The following is an 18,931-nucleotide window of genomic DNA, read 5'->3' as shown; positions in this document are numbered from 1 at the left end:
ACAGGCGGTATACCGGAATAAATTCAGAAAATGAAAAGACACATACTTGTTGACGGGGTACGCTTAAACGTGTACACGGCCACTATTGACCATACGAAACCGTATATCGTTTTTCTACACGATTCCCTGGGTTGCATCACCCTATGGCGCAACTTTCCGGATATACTGGCACAGGCAGCGCAGTGCAATGTGATGGTCTATGACCGTCAGGGTTATGGCGAATCGGATGCTTTTACAATCATTGAACGCCATAACGACTATCTTGAAAAAGAAGCCCAAACGCTGGACAGTCTTCTGGCAATGCTGGCTATTGATGTAGCAATCCTGTTCGGGCATAGCGATGGCGGTTCGATAGCTTTGCTAACGGCGGCAATGTTTCCTGAACGGATTAAAGCGGTGATTACCGAAGGAGCTCACGTGTTTGTAGAAGATATTACGCTAAACGGCATCAGGGCAGCTGTGGAAGCGTATGCAACCACCAATCTGAAAGAAAAACTGTTCAAATACCATGGCGATAACGTGGACGGACTGTTCCGCGCATGGACGGAAACCTGGCTCTCGGACCGGTTCAGAAGCTGGAACATTGAAAAATATTTACCCAATATTACCTGCCCGGTACTGGTGCTTCAGGGCGAAAACGATGAATTTGGCAGCACAAAACAAGTGAGTGCCATAGCAGAACAGGTGAGCGGCAGGGCACAGCAATGCCTTATTCCGGCTGTTGGCCATTCGCCGCACAAAGAAAATCCGGAGCAGACACTGGAACCGGTGATCCGATTCCTACAGTCGTTACAGTCTTAGAAAATCTTATACGTTTTCCGGGGTTTTCTTAATCATATTCAGATAACCCTGTAATATGGAAGACAGCACGATCGTCAGGAAAGCACCGATAATGTTCAGCCACAGGAAACTCACCACATCCAGATAATAGATGTAAAAAATAAGCAGCTGACTGGTCATAGCCGCCCAAAAAACGGCTTTTGCCTTAATAAACTTGATATAAAACGCAATCAGGAAAATACCCAATACGGTTCCGTAAAAGATGGAACCAACAATATTTACCAGCTGGATCAGGTTTTCAAATAAAGTACCCACACAGGCAAACAGGATGGCAATTAAACCCCAGAAAAGCGTAAAAAGCTGGGTAGCGTTTACAAAATGCTTTTCGGATTTCTCCGTTTTTAAATTCCTTTTGTACAGGTCAATCGTTGTCGTGGAAGCTAATGCATTTAATCCCGAAGCGGAAGAAGACATTGCTGCCGACAGGATTACGGCCAATAGCAAGCCTATAAGCCCTTTTGGAAGGTAGTTCAGGATAAAGTGGATAAATACATAATCCTTATCGTTTGTTTCGGTTTTAACATCCGCTTTTTTAATCAGTTCTTTGGCATCTTCCCGCAGGTCTTTTTCTTTACTGGATAAGGAAACCATTTTCTGCTGTAAGATAGGATTGTCAAAATCCTGCTGCAATTGCCCCACATACAGCATGCTGATCTCTTTTTTCTCTTCCTGTACCTGGTCGAGCTGTGCTTCCAGTTTTTTATATGCCGCTTTGTATGGGGAATGCTCTACTATCTTGATGTTATTCGGGTTAAAGTGCAGCGGAGCCGAGTGAAACTGGAAGAATACAAAAACCATAACTCCGGTTAACAGTATGAAAAACTGCATCGGGACTTTTAGCAACCCGTTCATGATTAAGCCCATCTGACTTTCTTTAATGGATTTTCCGGTAAGGTAACGTCCAACCTGTGACTGGTCGGTACCAAAATAGGAAAGTGCCAGGAAAAAACCGCCGGTAATACCGCTCCAGAACGTATATCGGGTTTCCGGATCAAAAGAAAAATCAACAATATTCATTTTCCCGTTGGCACCGGCTATACCCAGCGCATTACTAAAACTAAGCTCGTCCGGTAAATAGCTTAAAATGAGCACAAAGGTGATGAACATTCCGGTCATGATCACAAACATTTGCTGTTTTTGCGTGACATTCACCGCTTTCGTTCCACCGGAAAAAGTATAGACAATAATCAGTAAACCGATAATGATATTCATTAAAGTAAGGTTCCAGCCCAGCAGGGAGGATAAAATAATAGCCGGAGCATAAATGGTTAGTCCGGTTCCCAATCCACGCTGAAAAAGGAATAGAAAAGCAGCCAGCGAACGGGTTTTGACATCAAAACGCTGTTCCAGGAATTCATAAGCCGTAAAAACTTTTAAACGGTGGTATATCGGAATAAAGGTGATACAGATCACGATCATCGCGATGGGTAAACCGAAATAGAACTGTACAAATCCCATTCCGTCATGATAAGCCTGTCCGGGAGTAGAGAGGAAGGTAATCGCACTGGCCTGGGTGGCCATTACGGAAAGACCAACGGTCCACCAGGGTGTTTCGTTATTGCCGAGAATAAACTCTTCGACATTTTTACTTCCTTTGGTTTTTAAAGAACCGTAAATTACAATGAATAAAAGGGTTGCTGATAATACTATCCAGTCAATACTCTGCATGGTTTAGGCGTACATTTGCATTAAAAAATAAAACAACAGTATATAGAAAGCATTTAGTATTAATACCAAAGTGTAGCTTTTTTTCCAGGAATTCGGTTTTTCAGTCATGTTGTTTTGAATTTAATACCGGATTTCTGCGCATCCGGTATTACGATACTTGGTTTCGAAAATACGAAAAAGATTTACGCTATTTCGATTATTAACACTATTTCCCTACAGCAATGATGTTTGCCATAAGACGGAAAGCTCCCGAAACGCCTTCCGGCAGTTCTCTGAAAAAGCTCAGTCCTGTATAGACATAATATCCTTTGCCGTATTTGGCTACTAATAAAGCTCCTTTTTTAGGGGTTTCTCCTTTATCATTAGCTTCCAGTACAGGTGTAAATTCACTGCCCCATTTGTCCGGATAGTATAAGCCCTGTTCCTGAACCCAGCCTTTAAAATCATCAGCGGTTATTTTGTTCGGGAAATTAAGGACTTTGTGTTTTGGATCTAAAAAGGTAACCGTGGCATTTTCTTCCGTTACACGATCGGACGAAATTTCAAGCGGGTAGGGTGCAATATCCTGTGTTATCAGGCTTCCGGTTGTATTGTACTGGACTACCATCGTACCGCCGTTGCGAACATATTCGAACAATAAAGGCTGTTTGAACTGTAAGGCTTCCACAACATTATAAGCACGGATGCCTACCACTACCGCATCAAAAGTTTCCAGTAAACTACTGGTTATTTTTTCCGGTTTTACAATAGTCACCGTATAACCCATTTGCTGCAGGCTCTGCGGAACCTGGTCGCCGGCGCCCATAATATAGGCAATGTTTTTTCCTTTGATCTCCACATCGGCTTTGGTAAACTTCGCTTCGGCAGGCAATAAAACCTGTTGTAAGGCAATGTGCGGATAATCGATCAGGATCTGCTGTTTGTCAAAACGTTCGCCATTAACAACTGCAATGCTTTTGGCTACAGCTTCCGATGCATAATTGGGCGGTGTTACTTCAAAAGTTACTGTTTTTTCACTTCCTTTCCGGGATAACTGGAACGGAATGGTTTCGGGAACCACTTTCCAGTCGGCAGGAAGTTCCAGTTGTAAAGTACCGTTGCAATTGTCTTTTCCGGCTTTTACTTTTACCGCTACCAATTGTTTTTTCCGGTCTTTAAACAGCTGTACTTTGTTTAAAATTTCGGTAGTAACTTCCGGCACTACATCCAGTGGACGGTACACTTCTCCTTTTACAGGATCGTTGTATTTATAGATAATTTCTTTCGTAAACGGAATTTCGGTGCCTTCCACCAGTATGGAGAAGGTAATGGCAATTTTACGGATAATGTCCGGAATCCCTATTTTTTGCTGGTCGTTCACAGAGTACATTCCGGTGGTTCCCTTTTCATTCAGCCAGTAGGGCGAGGTGTAAGGAGTATCTTTAGGTATCGAAATGCTGATGGTTTCGCTTTCAAACAGGTTGTTCTTTAACGGAAAACTTTGCTCAATGGTTTGCTTGTCCGGCTGTATAACCAGGCTTAACAGCTTCATTTCAACCGTACTTCGGTTAATGGCTTCCCATTTTACTTTCAGATTGCTTCCCGGGGTAACCGATTGATTTTCGGCTACTGCTTCCAGATATAAACCGGAACATTCGGCTATAATGGCTTTTACTTCCTCCAGTTTGATGGTTTTCCAATGGTTGTCTTCTAAATTCTGAATCTGCTGGTACACTTTTACCAGGTCATATACCGAAGCGGAAGGATTTTTAAAGTCAAAGCATTTTAAGATAAAATCGATGGTTTCTCCAATGCGGGCACCGCCTTTAACGCGATTCCAGGAGGTATCAATGCCTTCAAATAAATTTTGCTGATCCGTTAACGGACTTCCTTTAATCAGTTCCAGGTATTCCATGTCTTCCCCGCGGGCACCGGTAGTACCAAATCCCTGCGATTGGTGCTTACTGCGGCTCAAAGCGGCAACTTCCTGATTGGATTTCCCCAGTGAAGGATAATAAACACCGGTTCTTAAGTTGACATATTTTGATTTGTCTGCTTTTTCAAATTTGTCTTTTCCGCCAAAAAACCACCAGGAAACATTAAAGAATAAACGTTTGGGCTGCCATGGTTTTACAAATTTCAGTTGTGAAGGCTCAAATGAAGCATCTGCCGCTAACGTGAAAAGCTCCTGCGAAAGCATGGCCGAAGAGGTGTGATGTCCGTGTGTTGTGCCCGGAGAGCGGTGGTCGAAACGATTGATGATAATGTCCGGCTGAAAATTCCGGATAATCCACGCCATGTCGCTCATAACTTTTTCCTTATCCCATATTTCCAGCGTTTCATTGGGCACTTTCGAATAGCCGAAATCGTTTGCTCTGGAAAAAAACTGTTCACCGCCGTCTGTTTTTCGGGCTTCGATTAATTCCTGAGTACGGATAACGCCTAAAAGCTCGCGTAGTTCTGTTCCGATAAGATTTTGTCCGCCGTCACCGCGTGTAAGCGAAAGATAACCGGTACGGGCTTTTTTGCTGTTGGCTAAAAATGAAATAAGACGGGTGTTTTCGTCATCGGGATGGGCTGCAATATAAAGTGCGGATCCTAAAAAGTTTAATTTTTCTATCTGGTTGTAAATCTCAGAAGGAGTTGGTTTTTTAGGCTGTTGTGCAAAAGTATGCTGGGTAAGGAAGATAAAAAATATAAAATAGAAAGGTAATTTTTTTGTCATAATATTCATTAAGGTTGGCTTTTCAAATATACTATTCCTTCTGTTAAATAATAAAAGCAAAGACGTTAAAAAAACGCCTTTGCTTTTAAATTATCTTCTTCCGTGTCCGTTTCCGCGGTCACCACCACGATCACCGCCGCCATATTCACGTCCGTTGCCGTTGTTTCCGCGGTCGCCGCTGTTGTAGTCACGTCCGTTGCCGCGTCCGTTTCCGTTGTCAAAACTTTTTCCATCGTTACGGCTGTTACCGTTGTCGGCAGTTCTGTATTCGGTTCGGAAATCGTTGTGTTTTCGTTCTCTGTAATTATTGTCCCTTCTGTCGTCTCTGTATTCGTAATCTCTTCGGGAGTCGTTAATCACGCGGTATTCTACATCTCTTGGTCTTGGATTGATGGCTACTTGTGGTGTACCTCTGTAACCTCTGTAATATTTTACTTTATGTCTTTTATAGTAAACGTATGGGTTGGGACCATAATCATGTAAGCAAACCTTATAAGCGCTGTACAAATCATAGTGTCTGTAAGGGCGCGGCAGATAAGCCGTTCTTACCCAGCCGCCATTGCTGAAATAAATGAACATCGCGGTGTTGATGTCATAATACATTTCAATATCCGGTATATAATAATAACGGATGTCGGTATACCCGGTAGGTCCCCAGGCCGGAGGTGTCCCTATATTTACATTTATAGAGACCTGGGCATTCATACTGCTTGTAAAGAATAAAATCCCTAACAATACTAATTTTATAGCTTTCATGATCTTAGTTTTTTGATTAAACAAATTATTTGGGTTGTTTAACCATTTCCAAGTATTGTGCCAAAAAATATTGAGCGGTGATTTTGCAGAATGAAAAAAGGCTTTTTTGTGTTGTAACCCTTTTAAAAACAAGGGTTTGTTGTTTTTTAAAAATTAGTCTGTAAATTCCTTTTCTTCATGATGAAGGGTGATTATCGAGATGGCTTTTTGAAGCAGCAGGTTGTTGGGATAGGTGATTCTTTCGCCTTCTTTTGTTTTTAAGAGTGCGTGAAAAGTAGTAATGTCTTCAATCTCGGCTTCAATGGGAAAATCTTTATCGTGAATTTTAATAATATCGCCAATTTTAAACGGAAAAGAAAAAAACAGGATAACCCCGGCGGTAATATTGCTTAGTATGGACCATTGGGCAAACATGGCAACGCCAATTACGGCAAACATAGAGGAAACCACAAGAAGAATATCATCAGCCTTAACACCCCAGATTACGGTTAGCGATAACACCGTCAGGGAACCTATAAGGATACTGATGTATTTTATAACCAGATTACTGCGTCGTTCCATAGTGTGGGACAACAGGGTAAACCGCTTCACAATTTTTGTAGCCAGATAACGGATAATGGCAAAGAAAAGAAGCGTAATGACGGAGCTGATGATTTGGGTAGTGTACTCGTTATTGATCATTTCAACATTGTTTATACTACAAATGTAAGCAAATGTTGGAAGACTTTGTCCACCGGAAGTCCGACCACATTATTATAGGAACCGTCAATTCGTGCAATGGCAACCAGTCCGATCCATTCCTGAATGCCGTAGGAACCTGCTTTATCAAAAGGACTGTAGTTGTCCAGGTAATATTTAATATAGGCATCCGGCAGTTCGTTAAACGTAACTCTGGTTACTTCGTGAAAAGTATCGGTTTTTGCATTGCTCCGGATGCTTACCGATGTGATTACTTCGTGGGTTTTTCCGGATAAGGACTGTAAGGTCCGGAAAGCATCGTCATAATCTTTTGGTTTACCCAATGCTTTGCCTTCGTGCCAGACAATCGTATCGCTGGTTACCAGGATATCCTTATCGGAAAGGGTTCCGTTAAAAGCATCGGCTTTTAATTCGGCTAAGAAATCCGTGATCTCTTCGGCTTTCAGGGAATCGGGATATATTTCGTCTACTTCTTTAAGACGGATTTCAAAATCCAGATCCAGTTCTTTAAAAAAGTTTTGACGTCTTGGTGATCCGGAAGCCAGAATGATCGTATGATTCTTAAAAATTTCTTTAAGCATTGTATTTCATGTTAAGGGTAATGACCACGATGGACAGTATTCCGAAAAGCAGGATAATTTTAAGAAGACTGCTTAAAAAACGGAATTCGGTTTTAGTTTTGGCACTCCATATTTTAATGATAAAATAGAGTAGTGGTCCTAATATACACAGCAGGGCATAATACAGTACAAACTGTAATCCCAGAAGGTTTTTGTTGATATAATAAATAAGGGCCAACACAGGAATAAAAGCAAGTGCAAAAACTACTTTTGTCGCTCTGGCTTTGCCCAATACGATAGGAAGCGTACTCATTCCGGCATTATAGTCGCCGTCCATGTCTTCCAGATCTTTTACGATTTCACGGATAAAATTGAAGATAAAAGCAAATAAAGCATAATCCAGCAGTATCTGAAAAAGCACACTCATCTGCGCCTGATTCCCGTCGTTGATAGCCGGGTATAAATCAAAAACACCAATGATGATCACGCTTACAGACAAAAGCAATGCAACAATGATATTGCCGATTAAAAGACTCTGCTTTAAACTGGTGGCATATAAATATAAGGTAGCCGCAATTACAATGAACAAGGTCGAAAAACTGGCTTTCCCAATAACGTTAGACAGGTAAAATCCAATGCCGACACCCAGTACGGTAACGGCAATATAGATATTATAGGCCATTGTTTCCGAAATGGATCTGCCCACAACCACCGCATCGGGTTTCGAAATACTGTCGGTTTCCTGATCCATGATGTTGTTAATCACAAATCCGCCGGCAGCGATGCAAACGGTTGCCAGAACCAGCAACAGGTATTGAAAATCGGATAAGGCCAGTGCAATGCCGGATTGTTGCTTTAAGAAGCCGTAACGAAACAACAGTTGCATTAAGGCTATCATGATCAGGTTTTGGTAGCGGATTAGTTTTAAGAAATTGAGCATGAGCGGTATGAATTGCTTTGGGTTGTTTTATAAGTGTGAATTAGTCGTATTTGGCATCAAAATGCTCCATCCATTTCCCTTGTACTTTCATAACCTGTTCGATAACATCACGCACAGCGCCTTTTCCACCGTTTTTATGGGAAATGTACTGGCAGATTTCTTTTATCTCGGGTGAAGCATCCTGCGGACACGTAGCCAGTCCTACCAGTTTCATCACGTGGTAATCCGGAATATCGTCGCCCATATAAAGTACCTGATCGGCTTTTATATTGTAGATGTCGGTAAACTCATCAAAGGTTTCCACTTTATCCGGTACCCCTAAATAAATATCGGTAATTCCTAAGTTGCGCAGCCTGACACGCACTCCTTCATTGCTTCCGCCGGAGATGATGCAAACGGTATAGCCGTTTTCGACAGCGGCTTTCATAGCATAGCCGTCACGGATGTTCATGTTGCGGAGCATTTCTCCGGTTTGGGTAACGTGAATGGTACCATCGGTTAATACCCCGTCGACATCAAAAATAAAAGTAGTGATGTCGTTCATTAATTCTTTGTAACTCTTAGACATTGTTTTTCTGTATGGATTCTGTTAGTAGTTGGTATATTGCTGTTCTGTCCGGATGGTTTTCCAGGAACGAAAGTTGCTTTTCAATTGTGTTGCGGTCGTTGCGTTTTGCCGGACCGGTTTGTGCTGCTTTTGGCGACAGGGTTTTGATTTTATCGGCGGTTTCCTGTATTAGCGGGTATAAAATTTCAAATGGGACTTCATTTTCGGTGCAGATTTCATTTCCGATCTGGTACAGGTGGTTTACAAAATTACAGGAAAAGACCGCTGCGATATGCAGGCTCTGGCGCTGCCGGGAATTAACCGCATAAACCTTCTCGGATATTGCTTTGGCAACAGCCTCCATGATGGCAAAATCGGCTTCGTTTTCACTTTCCAGGCAAAAGGGAACTTCCCTGAAATTGACCGCTTTGGTTTTTGAAAAAGTCTGCAACGGATAAAACACTCCTTTTCTGTTTTTAGGACTCAGAATATCCAGTCCGCTGCTGCCGGAAGTATGGACTACAAATTTATTCGTAAAATTCAGTTGTTCGGATACCGCGGCAATGGCATCGTCGGAAACGGCAATGATATATATGTCGGCATCTTTTAGCTCCGAATAATCTGAAATAATCTTCGTTAACGGCAGTAAATCGGATAAATTTTCAGCTTTTCGGGCAAATGCCTGCACTAAAGTTATGACTTCTGTTTTTTCAAAAACGGAAATCAGGTGCCGGGCCACATTTCCCGATCCGATAATAGCTACTTTAATCATGATGCTAAAGTAATAAAAATACTTCTTTATGTAAACAATTCCAATGAATCTCGCTGCAAGAGGGAAGTGACGATTTTGTTTGAACGGATGCTTCCGGCTTCTTTTTTATAAATATTCGCAATATGAGAATATTGTGTTTTTTGCTTTTAGGTAATTTTTGTAAGCATTTTTTAATTTTTTTTATTTTTAACAGTATTGCTTTACAGGAAATTAGATGTTTTTGTAGGAGTTTATTTGGAGTTTGCAATTTATGTGTATTTTTTTCTTGTATATTCTCAAAATGTGTAATACATTTATAAAAGTAAATAAATGTTCGCATAATATGTTTTTTATGTTTTTTGAAAGTTGATTTAATCAGTGTTAGAAAGTTCTGTTTATTTATTGTAATATTTTGTTAGAATAGATTTGTTTTGATTGTACAAAATGTATTGTATTTGAAGTGCCCCAGTGAAAGTACAATTGATTCTTTTTGAAAATCCATGTAATTATTGTAATCGCCGTTTCTGTTTCGTGAAGTTTAGGTTTAACACTTGAAAAAAACAACATAAATGAATGATTAACCAGCAGTTAGCGCCTTTGTATAAGGGAGCTTACAGTGCTATTTAATATACTGTATAAAAAAACAACCTATAAATCTATTGCTTATGAATTGGAATTTTACTCTGAAAAAATGTTTTAAAAGGCTCTACCTGCTTTTTTTAATGTTTTTTCTCTTCGTTCATGTTGATAGCAGCGCACAGGTATCGTATGTGTATGCCAATCAACTTTTGGCTAATAATAGCCATGTAGCTGCCCCCGGTAACGCGGTTTCAGTGAGTACTACCGATTATGCCACGTTGGAATCTTATGGTGGTATTGCTATTAATTTAGGTTCCTATACCGGAAGAATAGAACTGGGTTTCCCGTCTACGGTACCGGCAGGAACAACTTCCTATATCAGAATCCAGACCGATAACACCCTTTTAAACACCTTATTAGGAGGTGGTTTAGGTGGTGCTCTGGCTAATTTGACAGGAACACTGGCCCTGGGAAATCACTACTTTAATGTTAATGTCAAACAAACAGGAAATGCGACCCCGGTATTTTCTGCTTCTTCGATTAATGGTTTTGCCAATGAAAGTGCAAGACTTGTTTATGATGTCAATGGTAATTATTACATTGCAGTAACACCCAATGTGAGCTATAACAGTATTGAAATTGAGGATTTAACGAACACCTTGTTGCTGGGTACAATCAATACCATGAGAGTGTACAGTGCGTTCTATTTTTCAGGCAGTGATGTTTGTAATCCGGCATTTACCACTTCTTTCGACGGTACCGGAGGTACTGTAGATATCTTAGGGGTTGGCGGTGCAGGTGTAGCAGATCCGAAAAATGCCATTGATACGGATAACAACAGCTATTCCATGGTAAGTATGGGAGCGCTGACCGTTGCAGGAACCATAAGTCAGACAATTTATTTTGCAACGCCGTCCAGTACTACAGACCAGTTTCATTTAACCCTGCAGCTGGATGATCCTTCATTATTGAATTTAGGTGTATCAGACGGTATAAAAATAGAAGCGCTGCTCGGGCAAAATGTAGTCTATTCGACCGGATTAGGTGCATTGCTCAACGCAGATGTTTTGGGACTGCTCAGTGCCGGACAGAAAACCAATGTTTCTTTTTCTCCCGGACAGTCGTTCGACAGGGTTAAGGTGACAATCTCCTCACTGGTACAGTTAAACGTGACCAAAACGGTCAAAATATTTAATGTATATCGTTCTCCGGCTAAGCCTGATGTAACTTCTGCGAACCAGAATCTGGCCATTTGCAGCGGTCAGCCGGTATCTTTAACGGCTACTACCGCTTCCACAAATCAATTGCTCTGGTATAACAGTCTTACCAGTACCGCTCCGGTAGCGACTACGGCCTATAACGTACCTTATCTGATTTCTAACGTGTCTGCAACAGCAACCTATTATGTTGCGGCAAGACAAATAGGCTGTACCGCTGTTTCAGAAAGGGTTCCGATTACGATAACCGTTTCGTCCCTTCCGATAGCAACAGATATAACCATCAATGCAAATGTAGCCGCTTCCTGTCTGGGTGTTGCTGTTTTAGCACCCACAACAGCTTTGTCTGGCGGTACATTCAAATATTTTACAAATCAGTTAAAAACACAGGAAATTACAACCGGTTTTGCCGGTCATGCGGGAATTACCTATTTAAAAGACCCTGTTACCGGCGCCTTAACGGTTAGCGGGTTAAACGCAACCAATACACCCAGAAGTTATTTTATAGCAGTGGAACTTGCCGGAGCCTGTGAAAATGCAGCGAATACTTTAGCGGAAGTACAGGTTGGTTTGTCTGTTACAACACTTGATGTTCAGACGACCATTTCCGGCTGCGGATTTGTAAACCTTAGAAATGCCATTGTAAATTTTGATACGACCAGCAATACAACATACTCTTTTTTCGATAGCACGAACACCCCTTTAACGCCGGATCAGGCAGCCAATATAACGGTAGGAGGGACATATTATATTGAAGCTTTAAATGCGAGTAGTACCTGCCCGTCTGAAAGAAAAGCGGTAGTAGTAACGGTAAATCCGTTACCGCAGTTGCAGGTAGTGCCGTTAACCTATACGGTGAATCTTGGCGATTCGGTAACCTTACTGTCAACATCCAATGCAACCGTAACCTGGTTTGACCAAAACGGTGTTGCTTTAGCGGCTAACGTAGCCGGACCGTTTACAACAGCCGGTTATTATACTTTTACGGCTGTGGCCAATAACGGACTGTGTGCGGTTAATATCTCCGTAACGGTTAACGTTATTGATCCTTCCAACTGTCCGCCGTTTATGGATAGGGTGTATGCCAATACACAAAGTTCCGGTTCGATTATTACAGGTGGTGTTATGAATGGCGGTTCGGCAATCGATCAGAACCCGCAGTCATTCTCAACCATTACTACCGGTATCGGACTTTTGGGCATCGGGACCACCTGGCAGAATCTGCAATGGAATACGACTATTCCGGCAGGTACACCGGTTACCATTAAAGTGGGTACGGAATACAGCGGCTTAACGCTGTTGGGAGCCATTACGATTATCGGTACTAAAAAAGACGGTTTGGGCAATCCTGTAGATATCGGAACCCTGCAACCGCTTTCGGCAAGCTTGCTGAACTTATTACCGGGAGAAAACAGTTTTGAATATACTTTTGTACCGTCCAATACTACCGGACCAAAAGCGTATGACGGAATACGAATTGTTATCGGCTCTATATTGAGCGTGGCGCAAAGTGCCCGTATTTATGAGGCCTATTATGCAAAAGTTTCCAATCCGGTGGTTTGTCAGCCGGGCGATGTGGAAGACGTATTTTATGGTAATATCGATTTGGGTATCGGCGCTTTAACGAGTACCGTTGGAGTAACCAATGCCTGGAATGCCGTTGATAACAGTGAAACTACATTTGCTACGATGTCCAGCGGTGTAGGTGTTTTGGCAGCGGCAGAGATGACCGTGAAATTCAGAAGTCCGTCACAGGAAAATGATGTTATCAAAATCAGAATTTCCAAACCGGGAACCTTATTGAATGCAGGGCTTTTATCCGGTTTGAATATTCAGCGTTATATGGGGAATAACCCGGTTGGAGGAGCGTTGGATACCAGCAGTTCCGTACTGTTGGTACAGCTGCTTAACGGCGGAACAGAAGCTGTGATCATTACCAATGCACAGTCGCCGGCATACGACCGCGTTCGTATCAGAATGGGCGGTGTGGCAAGCGTATTGAATAGTTTACAGATACATTCCGTTACAAGAGAAGCAGCTGTTGACGTAGTAGACAGCGGCGGCGACAGAATAATAGAAGTATGTTATGGTGATCTTGTGAGCATTGCTCCTCAGAATTGTACCACATTTAACTGGTATGATGCGGCAACAGGAGGCAATCTGATCACCAGCGGAACGTCCTATACGGTGCCTTTCAGTTTAGCTGTGGGAACGCATGTCTTTTATCTGCAGCCTGTGAGAAGCGGTTGTGAAGTGATGGCCAGAACGGCGATAACACTGATTGTGGGACCTACCTCGCCACAGACTTCGATTACCGGTATTTTAATTAATTCCGGGAATAACACAACATTGTGCGCTCTAGGCGGTGCGGTTACCTTAACAGCACAGTTAAACAGTACTCCGGCGGTAACCAATCCGGTTTATTACTGGTATAGTTTTAACGGAACGGTTCAGACCCTGATTCCGGGACAAACAACCAGTACGCTTTCGTTAACAGGATTAACTCCGGGAACACACACCTATTATGTGGGTGTAAGCTCCGATCAGTTTTGTGAAACGCTGCCGGCAGACAGAATTTCGGTTACGTTCGTAATATTACCGCCGTCAGTAGCTACGGATATTACCGTGAGCGATGTTCAGACCTGTATGAGTAATCCGAATCCGGTTAGCATTCAGCCAACCACGACGTTAACCAATCCGGTTTTTGCCTGGTATTTTACAAATGATATTACGCAACCAATAACCAACGGAACCGTTGGCGGTGTAACCTATGCCATAGCGGCAAACGGTACTCTGACGGTAACCGGTTTAACCACAACAAACAGCCCGTATACCTATTATGTAGCGGTGTCGGGCAATACTACCTGCCCGAATTTACCGGGAACCTTACAGGATGTGGTTGTTAATATGGGCGATGCACCAACGCCAACTACCGATGATACCACTCAGGATTTTTGTAAAGTAGATAATCCGATAGTAGAATCAATCATCGTTAATGAAGCCGGCGTAATCTGGTATAGTGTACCGACAGGCGGAACGTCATTGGCTTCCACAACGCCATTGGTAACCGGAACCTATTACGGAGCCTTGCTGAATGCCGTTTCTGGTTGCGAAAGCTCGGTACGCTTAGCGGTTGCGGTTCAGGTAAACGATGCGCCAACGCCAACAACAAACGATACCACTCAGGATTTCTGTAAAGTAAATAATCCGATTGTGGAATCAATCATCGTCAATGAAGCCGGTGTGATCTGGTATACTGTGCCAACCGGCGGAACGCCATTGGCTTCGACCACGGCATTAGTAACCGGAACCTATTATGGTGTACTGGTAGATGCTGTTTCGGGTTGTGAAAGCTCGGTACGCTTAGCGGTTGCCGTTCAGGTAAACGATGCGCCAACGCCAACAACGAACGATACAACACAGGATTTCTGTAAAGTAAATAATCCGATTGTAGAATCAATCATCGTCAATGAAGCCGGCGTGATCTGGTACAATGTACCAACCGGTGGCACGCCGTTAGCTTCGACCACAGCATTAGTAACCGGTACCTATTATGGTGTATTGGTAGATGCTGCTTCCGGTTGTGAAAGCTCGGTACGTTTAGCGGTTGCCGTACAGGTAAACGATGCACCAACGCCAACAACAAACGATACGACCCAGGATTTTTGTAAAGCAAATAATCCGATAGTGGAATCAATCATTGTAAATGAAGCCGGTGTAATCTGGTACAATGTGCCGACAGGTGGAACGCCATTAGCTTCCACAACGCCATTGGTAACCGGAACCTATTACGGTGTATTAATCGATGCTGTTTCGGGCTGTGAAAGCTCGGTACGCTTGGCGGTTGCCGTTCAGGTAAACGATGCGCCAACACCAACAACGAACGATACGACTCAGGATTTCTGTAAAGTAAATAATCCAACGGTGGCTTCGATCCAGGTAAATGAAACCGGAGTGATCTGGTATACTGTACCAACCGGCGGAACGCCATTGGCTTCCACCACGGCATTGGTAACAGGAACCTATTATGGCGTATTGGTAGATGCAGCTTCCGGCTGTAAAAGCTCGGTACGCTTAGCGGTTACCGTTCAGGTAAACGATGCGCCAACGCCAACAACAAACGATACCACTCAGGATTTCTGTAAAGTAAATAATCCAACGGTGGCTTCGATCCAGGTAAATGAAACCGGAGTGATCTGGTATACTGTACCAACCGGCGGAACGCCATTGGCTTCTACCACTGCATTAGTAACGGGAACCTATTATGGTGTATTGGTAGATGCGGCTTCAGGCTGTGAAAGCTCAGTACGCTTAGCGGTTGCGGTTCAGGTAAACGATGCGCCAACGCCAACTACGAACGATACCACTCAGGATTTCTGTCAGTCGGCAAATCCAACAGTAGCGTCCATTCAGGTGAATGAAACCGGAGTGATCTGGTATACTGCGCCAACAGGAGGTAGTGTTGTAGCTTCGACTACGGCGTTAATCAGCGGAACAACCTATTATGGCGTATTGGTAGATGCCGCTTCGGGTTGTGAAAGTTCCATTCGTCTGGCTGTTACGGTTCAGGTAAATGATGCCCCAACGCCAACAACAAACGATACTACCCAGGATTTCTGTCAGTCGACCAATCCAACGGTAGCGTCCATTCAGGTAAATGAAACCGGTGTGATCTGGTATACTGCACCAACCGGCGGAACACCATTGGCTTCTACCACGGCATTAGTAACGGGAACCTATTATGGAGCATTAGTAGATGCCGCTTCGGGCTGCGAAAGCTTGGTACGTTTAGTCGTTGTGGTTCAGGTAAATGATGCCCCAACGCCAACAACAAACGACACCACTCAGGATTTCTGTAAAGTAAATAATCCAACGGTAGCGTCCATTCAGGTGAATGAAACCGGAGTGATCTGGTATACTGCACCAACAGGAGGCAGTGTAGTGGCTTCGACCACACCATTAGTAACCGGAACCTATTACGGAGCATTAGTAGATGCGGCTTCCGGCTGTGAAAGCTCAGTACGCTTAGCGGTTGCGGTTCAGGTAAGCGATGCCCCAACGCCAACAACAAATGATACAACACAAGATTTTTGTACACAAAGTAATCCAACAATAGCGTCCATCCAGGTAAACGAAACCGGTGTGATCTGGTACAATGTACCAACCGGTGGCACGCCATTAGCTTCGACCACACCGTTAATTAGCGGAATAACCTATTACGGTGTATTGGTGGATGCGGCTTCCGGATGTGAAAGTTCTATTCGTCTGGCGGTAACGGTGACTATTAACAATACCCCAACACCAACAACGAACGACACCACTCAGGATTTCTGTAAAGTAAACAATCCAACAGTAGCGTCCATCCAGGTGAATGAAACCGGAGTGATCTGGTATACTGCTCCAACAGGAGGTACTGTTGTTACGGCTGCTACGGCACTAACCAGTGGTATGACCTATTATGGAGTAATTGTAGATCCGGTAACCGGCTGTGAAAGTGCTGTTCGTCTGGATGTTACGGTTCAGGTTAATGATGCGCCAACACCAACTACTAACGATGCGGTACAGGAATTCTGTCCGACGGCTAATCCTACAGTGGCTTCCATTCAGGTAAACGAAGCCGGAGTGATCTGGTATAACGTTCCTGCAGGCGGAACGCCGTTAGCATCAAATACGCCTATAACGGCTGCCGGAACATACTATGGTGTTTTAGTGGATCCGGTTTCGGGCTGTGAAAGTTCGATTCGTTTAGCCGTTGCGGTTCAGTTCTACAGCGGATCACAGGCAACTTTGAGCGGTGGTTCGGCTACCGTATGTCTTCAGGATCAGGTGACCTACACTACAAACGCCGGTATGACCAACTATGTTTGGACGGTTGGTAACGGCGGACAGGTTGTGAGTGGCGGCGGAACCGCAGATAATACAATCACGGTTGTCTGGTCGCAGGTAGGAGCCAATTCGGTTAATGTTAGCTATAACGATGCAAATGGCTGTACCGTTCTTAGTCTGGCAACCCTGAATCTGAATGTGTCCAACTGTTCGGATATTACCATTACGAAAACGGTAGACAATCCTGCACCATTTATTGACGATAATGTTGTATTTACCATTACGGTAACCAATACAGGACAGGCACAGTTCCAGAATGTTGTGGTTAATGAAGTGATTCCGAGCGGATATTCCTTTGTGAGTATGGTCGTTTCAAACGGAACCTACAATAACAACACCGGAATCTGGACAATCCCGGCTTTAGGACCAAATCAGTCTGCAACATTAGCGATCACTGTAAAAGTTTTATTCTCAGGCGATTATTTAAATACAGTAACGATAGCAAGTTCCGACCCGGTAGATGCCGATGTTAATAATAATACGGCAAGTGCCTCTGTTGAACCGATGTGTTTGGTAGTTTATAACGAGTTTACTCCAAATGAGGATGGCTCTAACGATGTTTTCACCATTAAATGTGCCGAACATTTCCCAAATAACACATTGGAAATCTTTAACAGATATGGAAATCTGGTATACAAAACCAGAGGCTATCAAAACGACTGGAAAGGCGTTTCAAATGTAAACGGAACTTTTGACGGAACTGTTTTACCAACGGGAACTTATTATTATGTTTTTGATACAGGAGATAATTCCGGTACTGTTAAAACCGGATGGGTATATATCATGAGATAATCATGATATACCCTTCCATAAGTTTTTTATCAATTTAATAATACACAACATGAGAATAAATATAAAAGATATACTAGTAACGTGCTTTTTAGGAGGAACCATTCTATTTCCACTTACTGTAAAGGCACAGCAAAATCCGGAATATACGCAGTACATGTACAATACAATCACTGTGAATCCCGGATATACGGGATCTCCGGGAGTATTGGAAGCCAACTTGCTTTTGCGCTCGCAATGGGTGGGAATTGACGGGGCTCCGAGAACCGGAACATTCGGGATTCATTCCCCGGTATCCGATAAAATCGGTTTGGGACTTAATGTTATAGCCGATAAGATCGGACCGTCAACGGAAACCTCGGCGTCAGGAAATTTTTCCTATACGCTGAATTTCGGATATAAAACAAAACTTGCCTTCGGAGTAAAAGCCGGGGCAAGAATGTTAAATGTCGACTGGTCCAAAGGACGCTATCTGGATAATAATGATGTCTTGCTGAATAACAATATTTCGAACAGGATCATGCCGCTAATTGGAGCCGGAGCGTATTTATACGGTGAAAAATGGTATGTTGGCGCTTCCGTACCCAATTTTATCAAGCAGGATTATTATGATGACATTCAGGAATCGGTGGTTGCCGATAAACTGCACTATTACCTTATCGGAGGTTATGTTTTTGATATTTCTGAAGGCTTGAAATTCAAACCATCGGCAATGTTAAAAGCGGTAAGCGGATCACCGCTGGCAGCGGATGTTTCGGCCAACTTTCTTTTGCAGGAGAAACTAACGCTGGGAGCGTCCTATCGCTGGGACGATTCCGTAAGTGCTCTTGTGGGATTACAGTTCTTAGATAATTTCTTTATTGGGTATGCATTTGATTATTCAACAACAAAACTGAATAAATATAATGACGGAACGCACGAAATTATATTGCGTTTTCAAATGCCACACAAGTCATCAGCCATTAAATCACCTAGATTTTTCTAATACCGAAAGC

Annotated in this window: 11 protein-coding genes; 3 read left to right on the top strand and 8 right to left on the bottom strand. The window is 43.1% G+C overall.

The genetic code is table 11. The features are described from left to right. Positions 1–30: 30 nt before the first annotated feature. A complete protein-coding gene (locus BGO42_RS11305; RefSeq protein WP_273246950.1) occupies positions 31–801 on the top strand; it encodes an alpha/beta fold hydrolase in 771 nt (256 codons plus the stop codon). A 6-nt stretch (positions 802–807) separates the two neighbouring features. On the opposite strand, the gene BGO42_RS11300 is transcribed toward BGO42_RS11305, so the two are convergent. The 8 genes from BGO42_RS11300 to BGO42_RS11265 all read right to left on the bottom strand — a co-directional run bounded on the left by BGO42_RS11300 (position 808) and on the right by BGO42_RS11265 (position 9,486). After that, entirely contained in the window at positions 808–2,508 is a 1,701-nt protein-coding gene (locus BGO42_RS11300) for a sodium:solute symporter family transporter (RefSeq protein WP_177734568.1), read from the bottom strand. Between the two features lie 205 nt (positions 2,509–2,713). Beyond that, on the bottom strand, positions 2,714–5,212 hold the full coding sequence (locus BGO42_RS11295; protein WP_273246951.1) for a PIG-L family deacetylase: 2,499 nt from the start codon (positions 5,210–5,212) through the stop codon (positions 2,714–2,716). Positions 5,213–5,302: 90 nt separating this feature from the next. Further along, positions 5,303–5,968 (bottom strand): hypothetical protein, encoded by a 666-nt coding sequence (locus BGO42_RS11290; protein ID WP_273246952.1) that lies wholly within the window; start codon positions 5,966–5,968, stop codon positions 5,303–5,305. Positions 5,969–6,121: 153 nt separating this feature from the next. Then, a complete protein-coding gene (locus BGO42_RS11285; protein WP_177734565.1) occupies positions 6,122–6,649 on the bottom strand; it encodes a mechanosensitive ion channel domain-containing protein in 528 nt (175 codons plus the stop codon). An 11-nt stretch (positions 6,650–6,660) separates the two neighbouring features. Next, positions 6,661–7,248: a Maf-like protein gene (locus BGO42_RS11280; protein WP_273246953.1), complete on the bottom strand. Its 588-nt coding sequence runs from the start codon at positions 7,246–7,248 to the stop codon at positions 6,661–6,663. Next, entirely contained in the window at positions 7,241–8,167 is a 927-nt protein-coding gene (locus BGO42_RS11275; RefSeq protein ID WP_273246954.1) for a geranylgeranylglycerol-phosphate geranylgeranyltransferase, read from the bottom strand. Before BGO42_RS11275 ends, BGO42_RS11280 begins: the two co-directional genes overlap by 8 nt. A gap of 40 nt (positions 8,168–8,207) precedes the next feature. After that, entirely contained in the window at positions 8,208–8,735 is a 528-nt protein-coding gene (locus BGO42_RS11270; protein ID WP_177734562.1) for a KdsC family phosphatase, read from the bottom strand. After that, the gene (locus tag BGO42_RS11265; protein WP_273246955.1) at positions 8,728–9,486 is read right to left on the bottom strand and encodes a Rossmann-like and DUF2520 domain-containing protein; all 759 of its coding nucleotides are present in this window, start codon (positions 9,484–9,486) and stop codon (positions 8,728–8,730) included. The genes BGO42_RS11270 and BGO42_RS11265 overlap by 8 nt, the downstream gene beginning before the upstream one ends. A gap of 701 nt (positions 9,487–10,187) precedes the next feature. Here BGO42_RS11265 and BGO42_RS11260 point away from each other — a divergent pair. After that, positions 10,188–17,939, top strand: coding sequence for an Ig-like domain-containing protein (locus BGO42_RS11260; RefSeq protein ID WP_273246956.1), 7,752 nt, complete (start codon positions 10,188–10,190; stop codon positions 17,937–17,939). A gap of 49 nt (positions 17,940–17,988) precedes the next feature. Beyond that, positions 17,989–18,921, top strand: coding sequence for a PorP/SprF family type IX secretion system membrane protein (locus BGO42_RS11255; RefSeq protein ID WP_177734559.1), 933 nt, complete (start codon positions 17,989–17,991; stop codon positions 18,919–18,921). The last annotated feature ends 10 nt before the right edge of the window (positions 18,922–18,931 follow it).

The organism is Flavobacterium sp. 40-81 (genome assembly GCF_001898245.1).
GTDB lineage: Bacteria > Bacteroidota > Bacteroidia > Flavobacteriales > Flavobacteriaceae > Flavobacterium > Flavobacterium inviolabile.
The sequence above is the reverse complement of the archived record's forward strand: the minus strand, read 5'-3'. Positions and strand labels throughout refer to the sequence as shown.